21 protein-coding genes and 2 pseudogenes are annotated in these 21,324 nt (G+C 64.0%); 15 read left to right on the forward strand and 8 right to left on the reverse strand.

From position 1 onward, the window contains the following. The first annotated feature begins 211 nt into the window (after positions 1 to 211). The 7 genes from ACAG24_RS28385 (at position 212) to ACAG24_RS28415 (ending at position 6,252) form a co-directional block, all read left to right on the forward strand. Positions 212 to 982: a cytochrome c biogenesis CcdA family protein gene (locus ACAG24_RS28385; protein WP_024444617.1), complete on the forward strand. Its 771-nt coding sequence runs from the start codon at positions 212 to 214 to the stop codon at positions 980 to 982. Positions 983 to 1,029: 47 nt separating this feature from the next. Next, positions 1,030 to 2,568 (forward strand): cytochrome c biogenesis protein ResB, encoded by a 1,539-nt coding sequence (gene resB / locus ACAG24_RS28390; protein ID WP_409506450.1) that lies wholly within the window; start codon positions 1,030 to 1,032, stop codon positions 2,566 to 2,568. Positions 2,569 to 2,605: 37 nt separating this feature from the next. After that, positions 2,606 to 3,292, forward strand: a complete 687-nt coding sequence (locus tag ACAG24_RS28395; protein WP_234788711.1) for a class I SAM-dependent methyltransferase — start codon at positions 2,606 to 2,608, stop codon at positions 3,290 to 3,292. Between the two features lie 53 nt (positions 3,293 to 3,345). Next, positions 3,346 to 3,738 (forward strand): DUF3703 domain-containing protein, encoded by a 393-nt coding sequence (locus ACAG24_RS28400; RefSeq protein ID WP_024444614.1) that lies wholly within the window; start codon positions 3,346 to 3,348, stop codon positions 3,736 to 3,738. Positions 3,739 to 3,827: 89 nt separating this feature from the next. Next, on the forward strand, positions 3,828 to 4,289 hold the full coding sequence (locus ACAG24_RS28405; protein ID WP_051226470.1) for an HXXEE domain-containing protein: 462 nt from the start codon (positions 3,828 to 3,830) through the stop codon (positions 4,287 to 4,289). Between the two features lie 84 nt (positions 4,290 to 4,373). Further along, a complete protein-coding gene (locus ACAG24_RS28410) occupies positions 4,374 to 5,027 on the forward strand; it encodes a DsbA family protein (RefSeq protein ID WP_024444612.1) in 654 nt (217 codons plus the stop codon). A gap of 532 nt (positions 5,028 to 5,559) precedes the next feature. Then, a complete protein-coding gene (locus ACAG24_RS28415; RefSeq protein WP_024444611.1) occupies positions 5,560 to 6,252 on the forward strand; it encodes a DUF305 domain-containing protein in 693 nt (230 codons plus the stop codon). A 17-nt stretch (positions 6,253 to 6,269) separates the two neighbouring features. On the opposite strand, the gene ACAG24_RS28420 is transcribed toward ACAG24_RS28415, so the two are convergent. From ACAG24_RS28420 to ripA, 3 genes are all read right to left on the reverse strand, one after another. Beyond that, entirely contained in the window at positions 6,270 to 7,454 is a 1,185-nt protein-coding gene (locus ACAG24_RS28420) for a sensor histidine kinase (RefSeq protein WP_024444610.1), read from the reverse strand. After that, the gene (locus ACAG24_RS28425) at positions 7,451 to 8,197 is read right to left on the reverse strand and encodes a response regulator (protein ID WP_270720075.1); all 747 of its coding nucleotides are present in this window, start codon (positions 8,195 to 8,197) and stop codon (positions 7,451 to 7,453) included. The genes ACAG24_RS28420 and ACAG24_RS28425 overlap by 4 nt, the downstream gene beginning before the upstream one ends. 369 nt (positions 8,198 to 8,566) lie before the next feature. Beyond that, the gene (gene ripA / locus ACAG24_RS28430; RefSeq protein WP_024444608.1) at positions 8,567 to 9,970 is read right to left on the reverse strand and encodes an NlpC/P60 family peptidoglycan endopeptidase RipA; all 1,404 of its coding nucleotides are present in this window, start codon (positions 9,968 to 9,970) and stop codon (positions 8,567 to 8,569) included. 342 nt (positions 9,971 to 10,312) lie between these two features. Between ripA and ACAG24_RS28435 the strand changes: the two genes are divergently transcribed. From ACAG24_RS28435 to ACAG24_RS28460, 6 genes are all read left to right on the forward strand, one after another. Further along, a complete protein-coding gene (locus tag ACAG24_RS28435; protein ID WP_024444607.1) occupies positions 10,313 to 10,675 on the forward strand; it encodes a BlaI/MecI/CopY family transcriptional regulator in 363 nt (120 codons plus the stop codon). Beyond that, on the forward strand, positions 10,675 to 11,595 hold the full coding sequence (locus ACAG24_RS28440; protein ID WP_024444606.1) for a M56 family metallopeptidase: 921 nt from the start codon (positions 10,675 to 10,677) through the stop codon (positions 11,593 to 11,595). The genes ACAG24_RS28435 and ACAG24_RS28440 overlap by 1 nt, the downstream gene beginning before the upstream one ends. A 332-nt stretch (positions 11,596 to 11,927) precedes the next feature. Beyond that, positions 11,928 to 12,344 carry a putative copper homeostasis (lipo)protein LpqS gene (lpqS, locus tag ACAG24_RS28445; RefSeq protein WP_024444605.1) on the forward strand — a complete coding sequence of 139 codons (417 nt, stop codon included), beginning with the start codon at positions 11,928 to 11,930 and terminating at the stop codon, positions 12,342 to 12,344. 102 nt (positions 12,345 to 12,446) lie between these two features. Next, positions 12,447 to 13,565 (forward strand): PLP-dependent cysteine synthase family protein, encoded by a 1,119-nt coding sequence (locus ACAG24_RS28450; RefSeq protein WP_024444604.1) that lies wholly within the window; start codon positions 12,447 to 12,449, stop codon positions 13,563 to 13,565. Continuing rightward, positions 13,562 to 14,827 carry an MDR family MFS transporter gene (locus tag ACAG24_RS28455; RefSeq protein WP_024444603.1) on the forward strand — a complete coding sequence of 422 codons (1,266 nt, stop codon included), beginning with the start codon at positions 13,562 to 13,564 and terminating at the stop codon, positions 14,825 to 14,827. Before ACAG24_RS28450 ends, ACAG24_RS28455 begins: the two co-directional genes overlap by 4 nt. A gap of 110 nt (positions 14,828 to 14,937) precedes the next feature. Beyond that, positions 14,938 to 15,684: a winged helix-turn-helix transcriptional regulator gene (locus ACAG24_RS28460; RefSeq protein ID WP_024444602.1), complete on the forward strand. Its 747-nt coding sequence runs from the start codon at positions 14,938 to 14,940 to the stop codon at positions 15,682 to 15,684. A gap of 58 nt (positions 15,685 to 15,742) precedes the next feature. Here the strand turns inward: ACAG24_RS28460 and ripB are convergent, their stop codons facing one another. Continuing rightward, the gene (ripB, locus tag ACAG24_RS28465; RefSeq protein WP_024444601.1) at positions 15,743 to 16,489 is read right to left on the reverse strand and encodes an NlpC/P60 family peptidoglycan endopeptidase RipB; all 747 of its coding nucleotides are present in this window, start codon (positions 16,487 to 16,489) and stop codon (positions 15,743 to 15,745) included. 479 nt (positions 16,490 to 16,968) lie between these two features. After that, a pseudogene (locus ACAG24_RS28470) lies at positions 16,969 to 18,191 on the reverse strand (L,D-transpeptidase). Positions 18,192 to 18,723: 532 nt separating this feature from the next. Between ACAG24_RS28470 and ACAG24_RS28475 the strand changes: the two are divergent. Both ACAG24_RS28475 and ACAG24_RS28480 read left to right on the forward strand, forming a co-directional pair. Beyond that, on the forward strand, positions 18,724 to 19,497 hold the full coding sequence (locus ACAG24_RS28475; RefSeq protein ID WP_237674051.1) for a helix-turn-helix domain-containing protein: 774 nt from the start codon (positions 18,724 to 18,726) through the stop codon (positions 19,495 to 19,497). A gap of 48 nt (positions 19,498 to 19,545) precedes the next feature. After that, positions 19,546 to 20,508: a sterol desaturase family protein gene (locus tag ACAG24_RS28480; RefSeq protein ID WP_112744676.1), complete on the forward strand. Its 963-nt coding sequence runs from the start codon at positions 19,546 to 19,548 to the stop codon at positions 20,506 to 20,508. Between the two features lie 14 nt (positions 20,509 to 20,522). On the opposite strand, the gene ACAG24_RS28485 is transcribed toward ACAG24_RS28480, so the two are convergent. From ACAG24_RS28485 to ACAG24_RS28495, 3 genes and pseudogenes are all read right to left on the reverse strand, one after another. Further along, complete coding sequence (locus ACAG24_RS28485; RefSeq protein WP_112744675.1) at positions 20,523 to 20,792, reverse strand: metal-sensitive transcriptional regulator; 270 nt, start codon at positions 20,790 to 20,792, stop codon at positions 20,523 to 20,525. Between the two features lie 75 nt (positions 20,793 to 20,867). Beyond that, complete coding sequence (locus ACAG24_RS28490; protein ID WP_270720274.1) at positions 20,868 to 21,137, reverse strand: hypothetical protein; 270 nt, start codon at positions 21,135 to 21,137, stop codon at positions 20,868 to 20,870. A 44-nt stretch (positions 21,138 to 21,181) separates the two neighbouring features. After that, positions 21,182 to 21,324 (reverse strand): annotated as a pseudogene (locus tag ACAG24_RS28495) (IS481 family transposase); the annotation flags it as partial.

A 21,324-nucleotide genomic window follows, 5' to 3' on the forward strand; every position in this document is an offset into this window, starting at 1 on the left:
ATCGGCCACGCTGCAGCCTCCCGATCGCAATCTACTAACGAAGTACGTAGGACAGACGGTACCTGTCTGCGCTGGGATGTCGCACTGCGGTGTTGGACAAGAACTTGCCAGTGTTCGTAATGTTACTAACCTACGTAGTAGATACGTAGACATTCTGGTGAGGACACTCTTTGGGCGTTCGCAGTCACGGCGTGACGTGTTGGAGGCGGCAGTGAACGATTTCACCGAGATCGCCACCACTGGGCCGGTGGCGCTCGCCCTCCTGGTGTCTGTATTGGCGGGGTTAGTGTCGTTCGCATCGCCGTGTGTCGTGCCGTTGGTGCCGGGCTACCTCTCGTACTTGGCCGCGGTGGTCGGCGTCGATGACCGGTCGGCCGACCGCGCGTCCAGAAGCGCTCGACTCCGCGTGGCGGGGGCGGCCGCGCTGTTCGTTGCGGGATTCACCGCCGTCTTCCTGCTCGGAACGATCGCGATTCTCGGGCTGACGACGTCCGTCATCGCCAATCAGATTCTGCTGCAACGTATCGGCGGCGTCGTCACCATCCTCATGGGATTGGTGTTCATGGGGTTCGTCCCCACTTTCCAACGGGACATCAGATTCACCCCTCGATCCTTGTCCACGGTCGGCGGTGCCCCTCTGCTCGGAGCAGTCTTCGGTTTGGGGTGGACACCCTGTCTGGGGCCGACGCTCACCGGTGTCATCGCCGTAGCGTCGGCGACCCAAGGCGCGAACATTGCTCGCGGAATGGTGCTCGTCATCGCCTACTGCATGGGGCTCGGCATCCCATTTCTCTTGCTCGCCTTGGGTTCTGCGAGTGCAATACACGCTCTGAGTTGGCTGCGCGACCACACGCGCACCATCCAGATCGTCGGGGGAGTGATGCTCGTCGCGGTCGGTGCCGCGTTGGTGACCGGACTGTGGAATGAATTCGTCACGTGGGTCCGAGACGCATTCGTCACGAACACGACGTTGCCGATATGAAACGCGCTCGCGCCTTGGTGCGTAATACGTGGCGCACACTCACCTCGATGGGTACCGCACTGGCCCTGCTGTTTTTGTTGGCTCTTGCAGCGATTCCCGGGGCGTTGTGGCCGCAGCGCCCCGTCAGCCCGACGACCGTAGACCGCTACATCGCTGACAATCCGAATCTCGCCCCATGGCTTGACCGCTTGCAGATCTTCGACGTGTTCTCCAGCGTGTGGTTCACCTCGATCTATGTCCTGCTCTTCGTATCGCTAATCGGCTGCCTGGTGCCGCGGTTAATCGATCACGCGCGCAGTCTTCGCGCCACGCCCGTGCGCGCTCCGCGCAACCTCAGCCGACTCCCCAAACATCAGAACCCCGCTGTTATAGGGGATCCGCAGACGGTCGCCGACGAGATGTCGCGCCGACTCCGCGGGTGGCGCACCGTCTTACGCAGAGACGGCGATGTTCTAGAGCTATCCGCGGAACGCGGCTATCTGCGCGAAGCGGGGAACCTCGTCTTTCATTTCTCGCTGATCGGCCTCCTGGTCGCGATGGCAGCGGGCAAACTCTTTGCCTACGAGGGAAACGCCATCGTGATCGCTGACGGACGGCCCGGGTTGTGCTCAGCGTCGCCCGCCGCGTTCGACGCGTTCCGGCCAGGAACTACCGTTGACGGCACATCGCTCTATCCGATCTGTCTGAGAGTCAACAACTTCGACGCCGAGTTTCAACCCAGCGGTCAGGCGACCTCATTTTCCGCGGACGTCGAGTATCAGGCGGACGAAGACCTTATCAACGGCACCTGGCGGTCCTACCCGCTACGGGTCAACTACCCCCTTCGGGTCGGCGACGTTCGTGTCTACCTCCTGGGGCATGGCTACGCGCCAACCTTCACGGTCGTCTTCCCCGACGGGCAAGAACGAACCCAGACATTGCAATGGCAGCCCGAAGAGCTGCAGACGCTGTTGTCCGCGGGCGCACTGAGATTCGATCCTCCGGCCGGTACGTTCCCTGATCCTGGCGAGCGACGCAAGAACCAGATCGCGATTGAAGGGCTTCTCGCGCCTACGCAGCAGCGCGACGGCACGCTCTTGTCGTCAGCATTCCCGGCCGCGAATGACCCCGCAGTGGCTATCGACATTTACAAAGGTGACACGGGGCTCGACACCGGTAGGCCGCAATCAATCTTCGCGCTCGACAGACGCATGATCGACCAGGGCCGCCTCGTCCGGATGGCGCGCGTCAATCTGAGTCTCGGAGAGCAAACGCGACTCGACGATGGCACCATCATCAGATTCGACGCCGTCACAGATTTCGTGAGCCTCCAGGTCTCCTACGACCCGGCGCAGGTTTGGGTGCTGGTCTTCGCCATCACGATGATGGGGGGACTTCTGGTGTCGCTGGTCGTCAGACGCCGACGATTGTGGATCAAGATCCGGCAGGGACTGGATTCGGAGCACGCCGAGGTCGAGATGGGGGGATTGGCGCGCACCGACAACGCGGGCTGGGGCGAGGAATTCGATCGACTCGTGGAACGGGTGACGGCCATGCCGGCGGATACCCGCACTCCTGCAGTCGCTGAGCGACGCTCGCTGACGTAGAAACATATAGACATATGCGAATGTCACTATGTATGGTGTGGTGAACACGGAAGGGCAAAACAGCATGAGCACGTCGTCACGGTGGACGCGGAACAGACTGAAGTTTCTCCTCGCCGGGCCATTGCTGGAGGCCGGCAATCGGTTCATGCTCGGTCGCCCGCACCAGCGCCTCGCCCAGGAGGTCGCGGCCGAGCGGCCGCGCAGAGTGCTCGAGCTTTGTGGCGGTACCGGCTACGCGTCACGGTTGGTCGCCGAGCTCAGGCCCAATACAAGAATTGATTCGATTGACATCTCGCCGGAAATGCTCGCCGTCGGCCGCTCTCAACTGCGGCGCAGCGGAGTTGGCAACGTCACACTTCACCGAGGAGATGCTGCGATACTCCCATTCCCCGACAACACCTTCGACGTGGTGATGAGTGTCTTCGGCTGGCATGAATTACCCACGGATACCCGCCGCGAGGCAGTCAAGGAGTCCGTTCGGGTGCTTCGACCCGGTGGCGCCATTATCGCGATCGATCACGACGCGCCGCCCAAACTTGGCCGGGCTTATCGGGCGTACATCGGACTGATTGAGCGCGCGCATGCGCGAGAGGTTCTGGGGAGCGGCCTTGCGGATCTGTTCGTCGACCATCGCCTCGTCGTCACTAACCATCACCCTGCCAGCAGCTGGTCCGTGCCGTTTCAGATCGTCCGCGCCGAACTTCGCGACCCGCGAATGAATTGAGTCGTACAGAGGAATGGCAAGCAAGCGACTTTCACCGAAAGGCGGCAGACACCATGATTCGACCCTCAGCTCACGTTCGTGAACTGTATGACCGAGAGATGGGCTCGGCCAGAGCAGCGGCTTCAACCGATGACCGCTGGCTGCACCTAGAACGTGCTCACATCGTGTCGCAGCCCTACCCCTGGCTTCACACGCGCAACCACGCTGCGATGCTGTATCTCGCGGTGTGCCAGCGGGATAGGCGCGAAGCACTCGGACAACTGCTCCGGGTGACCGTGGCGGCGCCAGGCTCGCTGAGCGGGCGCTATCCTCCGGGAAACACCGGCCGGGCCACCGTCGGCCTGATGACTCCCATGGCGATTCCGCCCGACCTGATGGCGGAACTATCGGGACGAGCGACGAACCGCCATCCGGCAACGGCGTTGGAGCCGCCAAGCAACCGTTAGGTAAGGCGTCTTTGAGTTCGGTTCTATTCGCGGTCTGCCTCAGTGCCGGAACGCTGGTGCTGGGTTTGGTGGCATTCGGACCATTGACCATGCTGATCTTCACTGTGGGATTCGCCGGCGGGTTGGTGTTATGGCTGGTGACACCATCCAACGGAAACTGGGCCGATGTGAAGGCGCCATACTGGATCGCGTTGTTCTTGTTTGTCCTCCACCGCGTCGAGGAGAAACAGTTCGGCTTCTTCGACTTCCTATCGAATGTCACTGGGGCCAGCAAACCTTCGACACTGTCGCCGACGGTCCTTGCGTTGGTGATCGTTTCGGTCGGCGCGTGGTCATTGATCCCGCCGTTGATGAAGCGCGAGAGCCCATTCGGAACTTATCTCGCGTGGACGTTCTTCACTTCCATGGGCATCACCGAGTTGGCCCATTACCTCGTCTTTCCGTGGTTGAACGATCGCGTGTTCGCCTATGTTCCTGGCATGTGGACGGTAATCGTGCTTGCTCCGGTCGCTTGGTGGGGCATGAAGCGACTGGCGCTCGGACGCCGATGATCGTCACCATGGTAGAACTATCTACGTAGATACACCGTAGATCGCTCCGCGTGCGAAGTGCTACGGAGCGAAAGGAAACGCACCATGAACCCAATGACGCGAATTTTGCTGACCGCCTTCCTCGCCATAACGGTCGCCATTGGCGCGGGTGTGTACTTCTCGACCCGGGACGGGGGATCTGCACCGACGTCGCAGGCAGAAGGCGGGCCGCAGGTGGTCCGCGAGAATAGCCATCGCCTGAGCTCGGCTCCGGACAGCGATGTGACGTTTGTCGAGTTCCTCGACTTCGAGTGTGAAGGCTGCCGCGCAGCCTTCCCTGCCGTTGAACAACTGCGCACCCAATATGGCCAGCAAGTCAACTTCGTTGCGCGCTACTTCCCGATGCCCGGCCATTTCAACGGAGAGCGAGCAGCCCGCGCAGTCGAGGCGGCCGCCCAGCAGGGCCAGTTTGAGGCTATGTACAAGAAGATGTTCGAGACGCAAGACCAGTGGGGCGAGAAGCAGGTACCGGCTGACGACGTATTTCGCGGATTCGCAACGGAACTCGGCCTCGACATGGCCGCGTGGGACGAAGCCTACAACGCGCAGGCCACGCTCGATCGGATCCAAGAGGATGTCGCAGACGGCACGGCACTCGGCGTCCAGGGCACACCCACCTTCTTCCTCAACGGCGAGCAACTGCAGATCCAAACTTATGCAGACCTCGGCACCGCGATCAAGGAGGCACTCTCTAAATAGAACCAGCTCGGGATGCAGTTCACGCGTGATCAGCTGGTCCGCGCCACCGTGGGAATGCCGTGGAACACCTTTCTGATGCCGCGACGCTTAGAGAGCTAGCATGCCCGGCGCTGCGCAGCCTCCTAGGGATGACGACCGTCGACCCGCTGACGTCCGTCTGTCGGTAATTGAGGAAGATCCGCCTGGTGCAGTAGCTGCGGCGCCTTATTTTGCTCAGGGGTGTAGGGGCAGTATTGAGTTGCCACGTAAAGCTGCCGTTCGACGGGTTGATGTCAAGGCCGTGGATGTGCACCATTCCAGTAACAACCCGAGGTTCAGGCTACGTAAGTCAATAATAGAGGGGCGGTTTTCGGCTACCGCGTGACGCGGCAGTGGGTAGCTCGAACACTTCTTCGCAGCTGGAAACGTCTTCATCAAATCTTCATCGGATCACGAGCCGACCCATACCCGGCTTGCCGACGCTTGAGTGCGGCGGCGCGAGGGCGTGCCGTTGAGGCACGGTGTCACGACGATGTTCGAGGAAGGATGTGCGATGCAGCACAAGCGTTTTGGATTCGGGGTTGCGGCGCTTGCGGTGTCGGCCCTGTTTATCAGCGGCTGTTCGAATGCGGGAAACGAGTCTCCGTCATCGATGAGCAGCACCTCGGCAGCAGCGTCGGCGTCGGCTTCGCCCAGTACTGCTAGCCGCGACGCTGCCCATAACGATGCTGACGTGACGTTCGCTCAGGGCATGATCCCGCACCATCAGCAGGCGATCGAGATGAGCGACATGCTGCTCGGCAAGCAGGGAGTTGATCCTGCCGTAGTGTCACTCGCCAACGAGATTAAGAACGCTCAGGGTCCTGAGATCGAACAGATGCAGGGCTGGCTGCAGGACTGGGGAGCCTCCTCGTCGACAACTGCTTCCACCACCGCCGCAATGCCCGGCCATGACATGCCCGGCCATCAAATGCCCAGCGGAGACGCGGGTGACATGCCGGGCATGAGCGGCGGGGGTATGGGCATGATGTCGGAGGCCGATATGGCTGCACTTCAGAACGCGCAAGGCGCTGAGGCAAGCCGACTCTTTTTGACGCAGATGATCGAGCATCACAAGGGCGCGATCATGATGGCGCAGCAGGAAGTTGACAACGGCAAGTTCCCGGCGGCGGTCGAGATGGCGCGCAACATCGTGTCTTCTCAGCAAGCGGAGATCGACACGATGCAGGGAATGTTGGACAAGTAGCGCGGAGGGGGCACTCGTCAGGGACGCGTTGAGTCAGCCGTCGCAGGGTGGTGCTCGCTGCGTATCGGGGTGATGGGCAGGGCGATGGTGAATGTTGCGCCGGCGCCGGGTCCAGCGCTGGCTACCGAGATGGATCCGCCGTGGGCTTCGATGAGCGCTTTGGCGATGGCGAGACCTAATCCGGCGCCGCCGTGCTCGCGGTCGCGGGCGGTGTCTGCCCGGTAGAACCGTTCGAACACTCGGGTGACGTGCTTGGCGGGGATCCCTTCTCCGGTGTCAGCGACAGCGATTTTTACTCGGTCGCCGTCACGAAGACAATGAAGGTGTACCGACCCGCCGGGCGGTGTGTGCCGTAGCGCGTTCTCCAACAGGTTCCCCAACACTTGAGACAGTCGTTGTTCGTCGGCCCACAGCGGCGGCAGCGGTTGCTGGAGGTGTACGTGCAGTCTGACCCCCTTGGTGTCATAGCGTTCTTGTGCTGCTGCGACGCACTGGCGGGTTAGGCGGTCCACGTCGAGGGAGGCGTAGGACATAGACACCGCACTTTCCTCCGCCTTCGCCAGCGCGGCGACGTCATCGGAGAATCGCACCAGCCGACGGGTTTGGTCGCGCAGCATGGCTGCTGTCTGGGGTGTCAAGGAGCGCACACCGTCTTCGAGTGCCTCGATGTAGGCCTCGAGTACTGCCACGGGTGTGCGGATCTCGTGCGCGAGGTCTCCGAACAGTTGCTGCCGTGTCGAATCGACGGCTTGAAGCCGGGAGGCCATTTGGTTGAATGCGGTTGCGAGGGCGTCGAAGTCATCGCCGAGGCGCGGCGGTGACACGCGGATGTCGTAGTTCCCTTCAGCGACATCGGTGGCCGCGGCGGCGACTTCGGTGACGGAGCGTTGGAGGCGTCGACTGACGTAGAAGCTGACCGCGAGGGCGGCCAGTGCTGACACCGCTAGGGCGCCTCCGATGGAGATGACCGTTGCGTAGCCGTAGGCCTCTTCGGCGTGGACTTCTTCCAGGGAGTCCATCGGGACACCGGCGCGGTGGAGGTGTTCGCGGAACAGCGGTGGGCCGACCACGGCAGCGACCACCGCGGTCGTCGCCGTTCCGGCCGCCAGCACGATGGCTTGGGCCGCCAGGAGTCGCAGGCCGATACCGGGACGGCCCGGCCGTCGACGCCGGCGAGGGGTCGACGTAGGTGGGGGAGTCACTGTCCGGTTCCCATCCGGTATCCGACACCTCGAACCGTGGCGATGTAGCGGGGGCGTGCGGCGTCGTCGCCGAGTTTGCGTCGTAAGTGTCCGATGTGGACGTCGACGAGGTGTTCGTTGCCGACCCAGGGTTCGTCGCGGATTATTTCGAGAAGTTGTCGGCGGCTCAGCACGATTCCTGGCCGCGCGGACAGGGCTTCGAGAATGTCGAATTCGGTGCGGGTCAACAGGATTAGTTCGTCGTCGATATGTACCTCACGGGCGGCGACGTCGATGCTCAGTGCGCCGAAGCGGCGCGGCGGGGCTGTCTCTCGTTCGGCGGGTGCGGCGGCTGTTTGCAGGATGCGGGGTCGCCGCAGCATGGCGCGGATGCGCGCTACCAGCTCGCGGGGACTGAAGGGTTTGGTGATGTAGTCGTCGGCGCCGATGGTGAGGCCGAGCACGGTATCGAGTTCGGTGTCACGGGCGGTGAGCATGACGACGTAGGCGTCGGAGAAGTTCCGCAATTGCCGGCAGACCTCGAGTCCGTCGATGCCGGGTAGGCCGAGGTCGAGGATGACGACATCGGGATCCAGGTCGCGTGCGACGGCGATTGCGTCGACACCGTTGCCGGCGACGACGGCTTCGAACTGCTCGCGTTCGAGGTAGCTGGCTACCACTTCGGCTAGGGGGAGTTCGTCGTCGACGACCAGCGCGCGGTATCCCTTCGCGCTCTCAGGCGCGCCCAGGTGGTGGTGCTGCATGTCCCATATGGTGCCTGCTGGTGCGCCCGTAACGAGGCGTGGCTGCCCGAGCGGCTCGATCTTCAGCAGATCTTCACAGGACTCATACCGTTTTCCTCCTGCGGTGGGGTGAGGCTCACTGTGGAGGAGGGCCTGACATGCGTTGGCTGATGGACGTGTGCCCGAACGGTCTCGGGTGGCAAGCGTGGCTGATCCTGTGTGCCGTGGTCGTGGTGCTGTGGGCGGCTGCGATCGCCGGCGCGACGGCGCTATTCAATGCGTCTCGCTGGCCGCGTCGTTCGGGGCGGCCTGACGTGCCCGAGGAGGCCGATCCGCAGCGGCCGCACCGCGGCGCACTGACCGGTCCACCGGCTCGACATCGCGGCGATGTCAATATTCGATCAAGCGGGTGACGTAGGGCGTCATGCCGGAGGTGCGCACGGGCGAGATCTTGACGACCGACCCGGTGTAGGGGGCTTCGATCATCATGCCGTCGCCCAGATACATCGCTTCGTGCTGGCTGGCGTTGGGGCCATAAAAGATAAGGTCACCGCGCTGCATCTGTGACGAGGGAATTTTGCGGCCTGCGTTGTATTGCGACCCGGAGTAGTGGTCGAGTTTGATGCCGACGCCGGCGAAGGCATACAGCATCAGGCCCGAACAGTCGAAACCCACGGTGTTGGCGCCCTGGTCGATGCCTCGTGACGGGCCGTTGGCGTTGCCGCCGCCCCAGGAGTAAGGCACCCCCAGTTGTGACATGGCGCGGCGAATCACGAACTCTGAGGCCTGGCGGCCGTAGAGGCGGGGGATGCGTCCGTTGGTGATGCCGGGATCTGCGGCGGCGGTGACAGGAGACAGAATGCCGAGTTTGGTGAGGAACTTGCGGCCCATGTCGGCCGTCAGCTGCGCCGAGGTCGCCATGATCTTGAGGACGGCATTGATGATGGCCACCGGGTCGCCGGCCACGTTAGCGCTGGGCACCATCGGCAACGTGGTGTCCCACAGGCCCCCCTTGGTGGCGCCCCCCGGCGACGTGGTGCCGCGGTCCCACGGAGCACCGGATGCCGGCACAGTGCCGGGTTGCGCGGCACTGGGCGCGGCGGCTGTCGCCGCCACCGGTCGGGCGGCTTCCAGTCGAGCTTGAGCGGAGTCGCGTTCGGTAGCGAGCCGTTCGACCTCGCGTTGCTGTGCGGTAAACGTCTGTTGGGCGTCCCGGAGTGCGGCTACCGCGTCGTCTTGGCGGCGTTGGGCGTCCGCGGCGGCGCTCTCGGCGCGCGCCCGCGCTGCCGTCGCAGCAGAAAGCTTGTTGGCCTGATCGGTCTGCCGGCGCAGGAGGTTGTTGCGGACCCGCTGAAAGCTGATAGTGAGGGTCTGCTGGGTCGATGCCCCGGCCAGGATCTCCTCGGGACTTTGCGCCAGCGGCAACGCACCCGACGGCCCGTTCATATAGGTCGACGCGGCGAAGCGGTCGAAGCGCTCTTGCGCGGCCTCGATTGCGTGTTGGCTGTCGGTCAGGGCTTGGTCGCTGGCAACAACGTCGCGCCGGGCCTGCGCGAGGGTGTCGCGGGCGGCCGCGACCTCGACCAGGGCACGGTTGACGCCCTCCTGCTTGATCTGAATGTCGCTACCGACGTCGGCCATCCGCTGGTTCGCGTCGGCGACCGCTGCAACCAATGAGGGAACGTCGTCGCGGTCGGGGGTGCCGTCGTGACCGGCAACAGCGGTACCCGGGGCGCTGATTACCAGTGCCGGCGTCAGTGCGCAGAGACTCAGAAAAGAAGTGAGGCGCAGCATCGAATCTCCTCAGCTGGGGTGAGCGTTGTCGAGCCGCGCACCTAAGCCGAACGGCGCCCGCGGCACTTCTACTATCGAGCTGAGTACGTAGCACGATAGTACTCAGTCGGAACGTACATCACTTTGGTATCAGGAGGAACGTCTGTCACAGTCTCAGATCGGTTACGACTGTGCGCCACGGGCGCTAGTTTCACGCGCCGCGGCCGGTAGTGCAGAGATGCTGGCCTATGCGGTCGAGGTGAGGCGTATCGCGGCTTTTGCCAGCTCGGCGGCTACATTGGGGGCTGAAGGGGCTCGGGGCGCGAGGAGGCCAGCTCGTCGCGGAGAGCGGGAGAGGCGCAAATGGAACAGCGAGGATTCGGCGACCTCGAAGCGGTGGTCATGGATTGCGTGTGGGATTACGCCGAGCCTGTCACGGTGCGTGAGGTTTTCGACGAGATCTCTCAACGGCGCCAGATCGCGTACACCACCGTGATGTCGACGATGGACAACCTGTACCGCAAGCGCTGGTTGCAACGTCAGCGCGATGGGAAAGCGTACGTGTATCAGGCGTCCATGAGCCGCGAGGAGCGTTCCGCGCGTTTGATGAAGGCCGCGTTCGACGCCGGCGGGGATACCGATGCGGTGCTGGCCTTCTTTGTTGAGCAGATGAACGCCGAGCAGTCCGCTCAATTGAAGGCGGCTCTGCGCAAGGGGCGTCGGTGATGACCGCCGCGCTGTGGCTGCTCGTCTATGGCAGCGCGCTGGCCTGGTGGGCGCCACCGGTTCTGAGGCGGATGACCAGTCACGGCATCAGCCCCCATATGGGAGTGGCCGCCTGGCTGGCCACCGTCGCCGCGACGTTGGCGGCGTGGCTCGTCGCGCTGATCTTGGTCATCGGCGCAACGACGGATAGTATTCGTACGGGCGCGGTCGTGACGCTGTGCCTGGAGCTGTTTGGCTTCTCCGAGCACACACCCATGGCCGGACGAATCGGTTCTGTTGTTCTCATCGCGGTAGGAACCCTGACATCAGGGTTCGTCGTCATGCGGATCGGTCGCTGCTTGTCGCGGCTGCGGGCGCGAAGTCACGAGCACGCGCATGCCGCGCGGATCGTCGGCCGACCCACCGACCATCCCAATGTGGTGGTCGTGGAGGCCGACCGGCCTGCTGCCTACTGCGTGGTCGGACGCCCGAACGCCATCATCGTTACCTCCGCGGCGATGAAGTCGTTGAACCGATCACAGCTCAAAGCGGTTCTGGCGCATGAAAACGCGCACATCTCGGGGCGCCACCACCACATCCTCATGGCGCTCCGCGCTTTGGGGGGCACACTGCCGTGGCTTCCGCTTTTCGCGACGGCCCCTCATCGTGTGGGTGAACTGCTGGAGATGTGCGCTGACGACACCGCCGTGCGCCGCGTCGGCACGCATCCGCTGTTGGCTGGATTATCTGCTCTGGCCGGAGAACACCCGCCTGCACGGGAAGGCCTCGCCGCGGCGGGAACAGCGGTCATCGCGCGAGCGCAGCGCCTGCTCACCCCGACACGTCGGCACGTGCGATGGCGCCACCGCATCTGCCTGACAGCCGCGATCACCGCCATGCTCGCCACACCCGCTCTCATTCAGGTGCTCTGCCACCACTAGCGCCTCAACGCCCGCCGCACGTTCCGCAGGTGAAGCCAATGCGCGTAGGCCGTCAGCAAAGGAAACACCGCTTGGCGCGCGGGCCGATAGAGAGCAGATTATCTACGTAGTAAAACCGTAGATGATCTGCGGTACAGGCAGCGCACTGGTCTATTGCATCTCCTTCGCGGAACCTCAAAAGGGCGTATTCGCAGGGGCATCGGGCGAAGTCGATCATGCGACGGAACGGCCGGTTGGCTCGGCGCAACGGCGGTCGCTGTCTGATCACAACCCGGCATCGGCTCAGGGGCCGAGCCTGAATTCGCCGATCCGCTGCTACAGTCGGCAACATCGTGAAGTACTTCGACGCGAACTCTGAGCAACGCCGCCGCGCCATCGTCGCGGCGTTGATCGCGTTCTGGACCGTCATCGTCGGAGCCGAGTGGGCACTGCCCGGCGTGAATGCGGCACCTGCGCACGGACCGCACACACTGGCCGCCAGTGCGGTCGGCGCGCCGATGTCTGTCGAGCTCGACCACCCCCACGTCTCCCAACCCGACGCCGAGTGCACGCCCGACACCCTGGCCGAAGCGATCCTGCCGCGGGGAACGGTCTCCCTGATCGCGCTCGCGTTGGGCCTCGTCGTGGCTGTGCTTCCGCTGCTGTGGTGCCAGGCGGCGAAGGCGCCTATCCGCGGTCCACCACGGAACGCCCGCGCCCTGCGCACCGGCCGCGACGTGCTCGCCCACCTGTGTATCGCGCGCCGCTGATCGGCTAGCGTCAGGCCCCGTCGTCTTCGACGGTGGCCGGTGACCGCTACCTGCCGTCAGTCGCCGCGCATCGTCGCGGCCTCACAGAAGCGACATTCATCGATGAATCCTGCCCTGCCAATCCGCCATGCACGCACTTCCCACACCCGATCGGCACAGCCACAACGCGGCCGCAACGAGCGGCCGGCCACCATGGTCGGCCAGACCCCTGTCTTGAGAATCAGCGCACCGTTCACGTCAGAAGAGCGGGGCTTTTGGGCCAAACTCGAAGGCTTCAACCCGGGAGGAATGAAAGACCGACCCGCGCTACACATGGTCGAACGCGCCCGCTCCCGCGGGGCACTTGCCCCCGGCGCCCGCATCGTCGAATCCACGAGCGGCACACTGGGATTGGGTCTCGCACTAGCCGGAACGGTCTACGGGCACCCCGTCACGTTGGTCACCGACCCCGGGATGGAGCCGATCATCCAGAATATGCTCGCCGCGTTCGGCGCCGACATCGAATTGGTCACTGAACCGCACCCACAGGGAGGCTGGCAGCAGGCCCGCCGTGACCGCGTGCAGAAGATCTTGGCCACCGACCCACGCGCCTGGCATCCCGATCAATACAGCAACCCCGATAACGTCGAGGCCTACCGCGGCCTGGCAGTGGAACTGAACGAACAACTCGGCGCCGTTGATGTCCTGGTGTGCTCGGTGGGCACCGGAGGCCACTCGGCCGGCGTCGCACGCGTCCTTCGTGAATTCAACCCGCAGCTGCGGCTGATCGGCGTCGACACGGTGGGCTCGACGATCTTCGGCCAGCCCGCGGCTTCTCGGCTCATGCGCGGCCTGGGATCGAGCATCTATCCCGGCAACGTCGACTACCAAGCGTTCAACGAAGTGCATTGGGTTGCCCCCGCGGAGTCGGTGTGGGCATGCCGCACCCTGGCGGCCACCCACTACGCCAGTGGCGGCTGGAGCGTCGGTGCGGTCGCCCTGGTTGCAGGCTGGGTCGCACGCAATAGCCCTGCCGGAGCCACTGTCGCAGCGATCTTCCCGGACGGTCCGCAACGCTACTTCGACACCATCTACAACGACGACTACTGCCGCGCCCACGGCCTGCTCGACGCAGCGCCCCCACGGCATCCCGCCACCATTGAGGACCCGATGACCCAGACAGTCACGGCGTGGACGCGATGCACCACCGTTGTCGACCCCACCGAGGTGCAGCCACGATGACCCTGCTGTCAGCCTTCCGCAGTTTTGGTTGGCCCAGCCGGATGCTGATGATCAACCAATTCGGCATCAACCTGGGCTTCTACATGCTCATGCCTTACCTGGCCGGCTACCTCGCCGGCCCGTTGGGGCTGGCCGCGTGGGCCATCGGCCTGGTGCTGGGTGTACGTAACTTCTCCCAGCAAGGCATGTTTCTCATCGGCGGCACTCTGGCAGACCGGCTGGGCTACAAACCGCTCATCGTTTGCGGATGTGTCCTACGGACAGCAGGATTCGGCCTGCTCGTCTTCGCCGAATCGCTGCCGGCGGTCCTGATCGCCTCGGCAGCAACCGGCTTCGCCGGCGCCCTGTTCAATCCTGCGGTGCGCGCCTATCTGGCGGCCGACGCGGGCCCACGGCGCGTGGAAGCCTTCGCGGTGTTCAACGTGTTCTATCAGGCGGGCATCCTGGCCGGACCCCTTGTCGGGCTGGCCTTGATGTTCGTCGATTTCCGAATGACAGCAGCCGCCGCAGCGGTCGTGTTCGCAGCGCTGACCGTGGCCCAACTCTTAGCATTGCCCCACCGCGCCGCGGGGACGCCTGATGAGAAGACATCGGTGCTGCAGGACTGGCGAACAGTAGCGGCCAACCGCTCCTTTCTGCTCTTCGCCGCGGCCATGATCGGGTCGTATGTTTTGTCATTCCAGGTCTATCTGGCATTGCCGCTTCAGGCGCGAGACCTGTTTCCGCGCAACGATTCCGTTGTCACCGCCATGATCTTCGTGGTCTCGGGTCTGGTTGCCGTCCTCGGCCAGATGCGGATCACCCGATGGTTCGCCCACCGCTGGGGCGCCGGCCGCTCCCTGGTGATCGGCATGCTGATCCTCGCGGCGTCGTTTTTGCCGCTGATCGTGCTGCCCGATGACACCAGGGCAGGCAGAGTCGCCGCCGCGACCGCGCTACTCGTCGCCACGGCGGTGCTGGCGGTCGGGTCGGCGGCCGTCTTCCCGTTCGAGATGGACACCGTCGTCTCATTGGCCAACAACCGTCTCATCGGAACGCACTATGGCTTCTACAACACTATCGTCGGAGTCGGCATTCTTGTCGGCAATCTGGCCACCGGCTCGCTGATGCAGGCCGCCCGAGATCTCGGGCAACCCTGGCTGCTGTGGGTTCTGCTGTCGGCAATCGGGCTGGCCTCCGCAGCGGCCTTGTTCCGGCTGGACCGACGCGGCCGACTTCAACCCGAACAGCTGACATCCTCTGGCCCGCAAACCCCCCGCTGAACACCCGAAGACGCGAACATGCCCGACACCCCATATCGCCATCTACGTAATAACTACGTAGATGGCGATATGCTGGTTCCAGCATCCGCGCGAACACCTTCACGCCGTGAATGGCCCACGCTGGCAAGGAGACTGCCACGACCATCGAGCCGCACCCCGCTTCGGGCAGCGTTGCCTCTCCGGCGATAGCTGCTGGGCGCATTCGCGTTCTGCTGGTTGAACCTCGGCGCATCTACGCCGACATGTTGGCCCGCACCCTGCGCGCCGAAGAGTTCGCCGTCGACGTCGCACGCTCACACGCTGCAGCGCTCACCGCGGTGCGCGACGATGACCCCGACGTGGTGGTGGTGTGCCTGGGATCATCCGCGCACGGCGCCGTCGTCCTTGACCGTGTTCGCCAGGCTGCCCAGTGCGGCGTCGTCGCGCTCGCCGACACAGAGGTGGCGCCTCTGGTATCGCGCGTCGGAGTGGTTCCCATCGGCTCCCGCGACATGCTCAGCACGCGAATACGGCGGACACTCAGGCATTCTCACCAACGCAGCGAGGACGGCGGCGCGCAGCGACGCCACGTCGACGATCTGGTGATCGACGTGGGGGTCCGGCGGGTCTATCAGCGCGGCAACGTCATATCGCTGACTCGAACGGAGTTCGCGATCCTCCGGGTTTTGTCCGATGATCCAGGGGAGCCCGTTACGTGCCGACGACTTCAGGAAGCCCTTTGGGGGGCAACGCAGCCCGGCGGGCGGTCGGCACTGGGTGTGCACATCGGCAATCTTCGTCGCAAGCTCGGTGACGCCCCGTCTTGTCCGCGCTATGTCCGGACGGTCCGCGGCATCGGCTACTGTCTGGCCGGCTGAACCGTTACCCGGTGCGGACAAGGCTTTTGGTGGGAGGAGCTGTGGCGAAAGCGTTCGGTCAGGTCTCGATAATCCGTACGACGTAGGGTGTCATCCCGGCGGTACGCACCGGTGAAACCTTGATGGGAACGCCGGTTTGTTGCGCTTCGATCATTTTTCCGTTGCCCAGGTAGATCGCTTCGTGTTGGCTTCCGCCGGGCCCCCAGAACAGGAGGTCACCGCGTTTAGCTTGCGCGGGAGGTACCTTGCGGCCAGCGTTGTACTGGTCGCCGGACCATCGCGGCAACAGTACTCCGACGCCGGCGAAGGCGAATCGTGTCAGTCCTGAGCAGTCGAAACCGACGGTGCCTGCGCCTTGGTCGACACCGCGACTAGGGCCGGTGAGGCTGCCCCCTCCCCAGGAGTAGGGAACGCCGATCTGCGTTCCTGCCCTGCGGATAACGTATTCGATCGCCTGGGCACCGTAGAGGCGGTTGCCGCGGACGCTCGTTTGGGGGCTTGCCGCGGGACTGACGAGTCCGAGACTGCTCAGGAAGCTACGCCCCAAATCCATCGCAGTCTGGGTGGCAACGGCCGTCGCCTGCAAGGACGCGTTGGCGATGGCAACCGGATCGCCGGGCGCTCCCGCACTCGGGATCTTGGGCAGGAGTGGATCCCACGGACCGCCTGTCGGCTCGGCGGAGGCTGCTGGCGTGCACGCCAGAAGTACCGTCGCGACGACGGCAACGATCACCCCAGTCAGGCGAAAGCCGAACGCAGATACGCGGCCTTCCTCCGGGCGGACGCATCGGGCCATCGGTTCCATATGGCGTTCTTTCTTTCGGCTGTCGGAGCGCCGGTGATTGGTTTCGCCAACAAAGGCGAAACAGAGCGTTCCATACTGCGCAGCAACGATATACGTAGCAAATACGTAGATCAGCCTAACTCACATATGCCTCATTAGTAACATCAGCAACATAATTACAATGCTGGAATTTCGGCTGAAATTGCGAATGGTGTTTTGCGATGGGTGCCTGAAAGAGTCGATCGTCGATGGCGGGACTACGAAGTAGCGGTGGTCCGGACATGTGAAAACGCCGTTACCTGGGGGCGGCAAACCAAAGGTGTCGTAGCGGAAAGGGCTGCGCTACCTGTGCGGCGTGGGCCCCACGGCGCGCGATGCTTGGGTGACACTCGGCATGCGAAACCCGGTTCGGTGGATGCGAACGTCCTGCTGACACGCGTAACTGGTGCCACGAGGTGACTGGGAGGCGGCGGTTGTGAGTCTCCGCTTCTGATCTGATTTCAGAGGTTGGCGTTGCCGACTTTCCACTGATCCCAAGGGATGTTCCAGTCACCTAAACCGTCTGTTCCCGACAGCGTGGGGCCGGTGGTGTTGATGACCTCAACGATGTCGCCGCGTCGGGTGTTGTCGTAGAACCATCGGGCGTTGGCCGGATTGACGTTGAGGCATCCGTGGCTGACATTGGCGATGCCTTGGCTGCCCACCGACCACGGTGCAGAGTGCACGTAGATCCCGCTGTAGGACATCTGGGTCGCCCACTCCACCTCGGTGCGGTATCCGTCGGGAGAGTTGACTGGAACTCCGTAGGTGGACGAATCCATCACCAGAAACGAGTAACGATCTCCGATGATGTAGGCGCCGTTATCGGTCGGGGTCTTGGCTTTGCCCATGGAGATGGGCATGGTCTTGACGGTCTGACCATTGCGCCGCACAGTCATCGTTTTGGTGGCGTCATCGGCGGTGGCGATGACCTCGTCACCGATGGTGAACTGGGTAGTGACGTCATCCTGACCGAATAGCCCGTCACCGAAGTTGACGCCGTAGGCGTTGACCGACACCTCTACTGTTGTTCCCGGTTTCCAGTATTCGGCTGGGCGCCAACGTACTTCGCGATTGTGAGCCAGTAGAAGGCTCCCTCGACCGGGGGGTTGGTGGTCACGTTGATCGCTTGCTGCGCCGCAATCCGGTCGGTGATGTTTTCATCGAAGCGGATCGCGATGGGTTGGCCGACGCCAACCGTCTCCCCGTCGTTGGGCAGGACGTAGGGCATCGTTAAGTTGTCGGGCGAGTGGGTTTCGAAGGTCGCTGTCGTAGTGGTCGCGCCGCCCAGTCCAAGGGCCTGGGCATCAAGGGTGTACTGCTTGTTGTAGCCCAGCGGCTCGGCAGACGACCAGGACACGCCATCGGGGCTGAGCTGTCCGTCGACGAGTTCGCCGGCTTCGTTGGTCAACGAGACTTGGCCGAGAACGCCGTCACCGGCGGACACGGTAACAGGGGAGTCCACCGCGACGCCGATCGCTCCGTCGGTCACCGACGCCTGCAATTTGGGGACTAGCAGGTCGGCGAATGGGGTGCCTTTATCAGTGATGACCTCGGGCTGGGGCGCGGCGGCCGGCGACGAGCTGCACGCGGCCGCGATCAGCAGCACCGCCATCGCCAGGACGGCCGTCCGCAGCCACTGCGCCGTGGCTCGAAACATGGGTAGGCGGCCTGTCTGCGGCATGTATGAGATTCTCCGAATCGGTTTGTTGTGACCGGCTAACGGGCTGAGCACCGCGGTGTGCGCGCCGCACCGGCCGGACGCGGGCGACGGTGGACCGTTCACGACGTGAAGTCTTCTCGTCAGTCGTTTGGCTTTCGTAGTCCTTCTATGAAGATTCGATAAAGCCCGACTGGGTGAGTTTCACCGGCTTGGTCGATGGCACGTCTTCGCGCTCGTGGGGCGCCAGGGCGCGCAGTCGTCCCAAGCGGTAAGCGTCCGATCGTAGCGACGGAGCGGTCTTTGGTTCGCCGTGAACACTGCACAGGTGGGCTCTTCGGTCAGCCGTGTCTACGTCTGGATGCTGGCTACGGGCGGCCCCAGCCGATGAGAGCGAGGAGATTGGGGACCATGAGCGCTAGGGGCGAGGCAAGCCACCAGCCTCGCGGAGAAGATGGGTTTGCGCACCCACCCAAACAGGCGCGCGGTGACCAGTGCAGCGTGTTCCGGGGAGGCAGCACCAGGCAACGATCGATGCCAAACGCTATCATCGCTTGTGGCGAACGATAGTCCTGGCGGCGATGCCGCTGCCGCGTCGCGCTGGGGCGGGGCGGCGCTGCTGCGGCCGGGGGTGTTGGCCTTCACCGGATCGATCGGCCCCACTGATGTCCACGCGCATCACGCCGTTCAGATCGTCACCGCGACGACGGCCTTGACGGTGCTCGACGAGCACGGCGACCGGCATCGGGGCACGAAGGTCGTCGTGCCCGCCGACGCGCCGCACCGGATCGAGGTCGGCGCCCAGGAGGGCACGGTGGTGTTCCTGGAGCCGGAATCCGCGCCGGGGCACGCCGCACACTCCCGCGCCGTCCGCTCCGGGTGGACCGTCTCCCCAGTCCTGACCTTCACCCGGCGACGAGCCTTGGCCGCGGTGGTCGACGAGCTGATCGCGCACCTGGCGCCCGCCACGGCCGACAACGCCACCGGGGGGCGGCATCCCGCCATCGATGACGCACTGCGGCTGCTGCCCGACCTGGTGGCGGCGGGACCGGTCAGCGGCACCGAACTCGCGGGGCTGGTCGGCCTTTCGGCGAGCCGACTGACGCATCTGTTCACCGAGCAGGTAGGCATCCCGCTGCGGCGGTACGTGTTGTGGTCACGGCTGCGGGCCGCGATCACCCGGGTGCAGGCCGGAGATGATCTGACCGGCGCGGCGCACGGTGCGGGGTTCGCCGATAGCGCTCACCTGACCCGTACCACCCGTGAGATGTTCGGCCTGCCACCCTCGGTGCTCAGCCGCCACGTCTCCTGGGATCTCGACAGCGGGTAGCCGAATCATTCAAGCCTCGTCGCGGCGGTGACCGCGACGATTCAGGGCATGAGTACGACTTCTTCTCCGCCTTCGACGAGGGTGATAACTGCGGTCCAGGCGGTGGCCCGCTACGGCTACGTGCCGTTCATGCTGATCGGCCTCAACGGTGCGGGCATCGCCGTCGCCGCCGCAGGCGCACCCAAGTACTGGCTGCTGATCATTCTGGCGGCCGCGATCGCGACGGCGTTCGTGGTGGAGCGGATCATCCCCTATGACCCGCAGTGGAACCACGACCGCGCCGACAGCACCCGCGACCGCATCCACGTCGCGGTCAACGAAACCCTCATCCTGGCCAGCGTCGCCGCCATCCCGCTGCTGGCCGCGATCGTCCCCGCGCCCCAGTTGTGGCCGCACAGCTGGCCATTCGTCGCACAGGTCCTCGCCGCGATCCTGGTCGCGGACTTCGGGATCACCGTGGTTCATTTGGCCAGTCACAAGATCGGGGTGCTCTGGCGCTTTCACGCGGTGCACCACAGCATCAGCCGCTTCTATGGCCTCAACGGCCTGATGAAACACCCGCTGCACCAAACCGTGGAGATGGCCGCCGGGGTCGCACCCCTGATCCTGATCGGGCTGCCCGTCAACGTGGCCTCAGCGCTGGCCCTGGCGGTGGCGATACAGCTGCTGCTGCAGCACTCCAACGCCGACTACCGCATCGGCCCCGCCAAATACGTCCTGGCCCTCAATGAAGGACACCGCTTCCACCACCTCAAATGGGCCGGCATCGGTGACGTCAACTTCGGGTTGTTCACCCTGGTGTGGGACCACCTGATGCGTACCTTCTCCTATGACCCCGCCCGCCGCTTCGACTCCACCCAGCTCGGCATGGCCGCCAAACCCGACTATCCCACCGGATACCTTGCCCAACTGCTCTACCCGTTCACCGGTTCCGGCGGCTGCCACCTCGGATCGGCCCAATCTGACCCCCACCGTGGTTCGGCAAGCAGCATTAAGGGATCGGTGACGTAAGTGGACTTGGGAGGTCAGGCGAGTGCCAAGAAGAGCTTCTCGAGTTCGGCTTCGGTCATCGGCTTGGCGCTCTCGCTGCCGTCGCCGGTGATGCATTCGCGCAGGCCGGTCGCAACAATCTTGAATCCCGCCCGGTCGAGGGCTCGCGAGACAGCGGCGAGTTGGGTAACAACGTCTTTGCAGTCGCGTCCCTGCTCGATCATCGCAATCACGCCGGCGAGCTGTCCTTGAGCGCGTCGCAGCCGATTTAATACTGCGGCGATGCTGTCTTCGTCGCCAACCATCGTGGCTTCCTTTCCTGCGGTTTCACCAATTTCAACAGTACCCGTGGGGGTATGCTTCCCGCGCGCTCATAGCGGTCACCGCGCCGCAGCCGGCTTCATGTGAGCGAGGAGGATCCAACGCAACGGGCAGTACCTGGTACGGCTGCAGGTGAAATAGACGCCTACGCCGATGACGGTCAGGGCTAACGACGCGGCACCGACCACTGGTGTTGTCTCCAGCGCGAGGATCATCGCCGCCATCAGCAAAACGAACCAGCCGAACAGCTTGCGCAGCGTTTCGGGGTCGACCCTGCCAGTTAGCCGTCCGCCGATCAAACCGCCCACCACTGCAGCGGCCGTGACCATCGCTGCCAGGCTCCAGTCGATCCGTACACCGGTCAGGTGTCCGGCTAGATGTACTGACCTGAGAGGTTAGGTACGCGGCTGGCTGGTGCTTGACCGCCGAGTGCTGTGTGGCCGCGGTGGTGATTATAGGTGTGCAACCAGCGCGGGTATTCGTCGCAGCGTTGCGCGTCGCTGGTGTAGAGCCGCG

It is taken from the genome of Mycobacterium bulgaricum (assembly GCF_041287165.2).
Lineage (GTDB): Bacteria > Actinomycetota > Actinomycetes > Mycobacteriales > Mycobacteriaceae > Mycobacterium > Mycobacterium bulgaricum.

Excerpts from the sequence above, each read along its gene's own strand:
- resB (WP_409506450.1), top strand. The coding sequence starts at position 1,030 with ATGGGTACCGCACTGGCCCTGCTGTTTTTGTTGGCTCTTGCAGCGATT.
- ACAG24_RS28400 (WP_024444614.1), top strand. The coding sequence starts at position 3,346 with ATGATTCGACCCTCAGCTCACGTTCGTGAACTGTATGACCGAGAGATG.
- ACAG24_RS28405 (WP_051226470.1), top strand. The coding sequence starts at position 3,828 with ATGCTGATCTTCACTGTGGGATTCGCCGGCGGGTTGGTGTTATGGCTG.
- ACAG24_RS28410 (WP_024444612.1), top strand. The coding sequence starts at position 4,374 with ATGAACCCAATGACGCGAATTTTGCTGACCGCCTTCCTCGCCATAACG.
- ACAG24_RS28415 (WP_024444611.1), top strand. The coding sequence starts at position 5,560 with ATGCAGCACAAGCGTTTTGGATTCGGGGTTGCGGCGCTTGCGGTGTCG.
- ACAG24_RS28425 (WP_270720075.1), bottom strand. The coding sequence starts at position 8,197 with ATGCAGCACCACCACCTGGGCGCGCCTGAGAGCGCGAAGGGATACCGC.
- ripA (WP_024444608.1), bottom strand. The coding sequence starts at position 9,970 with ATGCTGCGCCTCACTTCTTTTCTGAGTCTCTGCGCACTGACGCCGGCA.
- ACAG24_RS28435 (WP_024444607.1), top strand. The coding sequence starts at position 10,313 with ATGGAACAGCGAGGATTCGGCGACCTCGAAGCGGTGGTCATGGATTGC.
- ACAG24_RS28440 (WP_024444606.1), top strand. The coding sequence starts at position 10,675 with ATGACCGCCGCGCTGTGGCTGCTCGTCTATGGCAGCGCGCTGGCCTGG.
- ACAG24_RS28450 (WP_024444604.1), top strand. The coding sequence starts at position 12,447 with ATGAATCCTGCCCTGCCAATCCGCCATGCACGCACTTCCCACACCCGA.
- ACAG24_RS28455 (WP_024444603.1), top strand. The coding sequence starts at position 13,562 with ATGACCCTGCTGTCAGCCTTCCGCAGTTTTGGTTGGCCCAGCCGGATG.
- ACAG24_RS28460 (WP_024444602.1), top strand. The coding sequence starts at position 14,938 with ATGGCCCACGCTGGCAAGGAGACTGCCACGACCATCGAGCCGCACCCC.
- ripB (WP_024444601.1), bottom strand. The coding sequence starts at position 16,489 with ATGGAACCGATGGCCCGATGCGTCCGCCCGGAGGAAGGCCGCGTATCT.
- ACAG24_RS28480 (WP_112744676.1), top strand. The coding sequence starts at position 19,546 with ATGAGTACGACTTCTTCTCCGCCTTCGACGAGGGTGATAACTGCGGTC.
- ACAG24_RS28485 (WP_112744675.1), bottom strand. The coding sequence starts at position 20,792 with ATGGTTGGCGACGAAGACAGCATCGCCGCAGTATTAAATCGGCTGCGA.
- ACAG24_RS28490 (WP_270720274.1), bottom strand. The coding sequence starts at position 21,137 with ATGGTCACGGCCGCTGCAGTGGTGGGCGGTTTGATCGGCGGACGGCTA.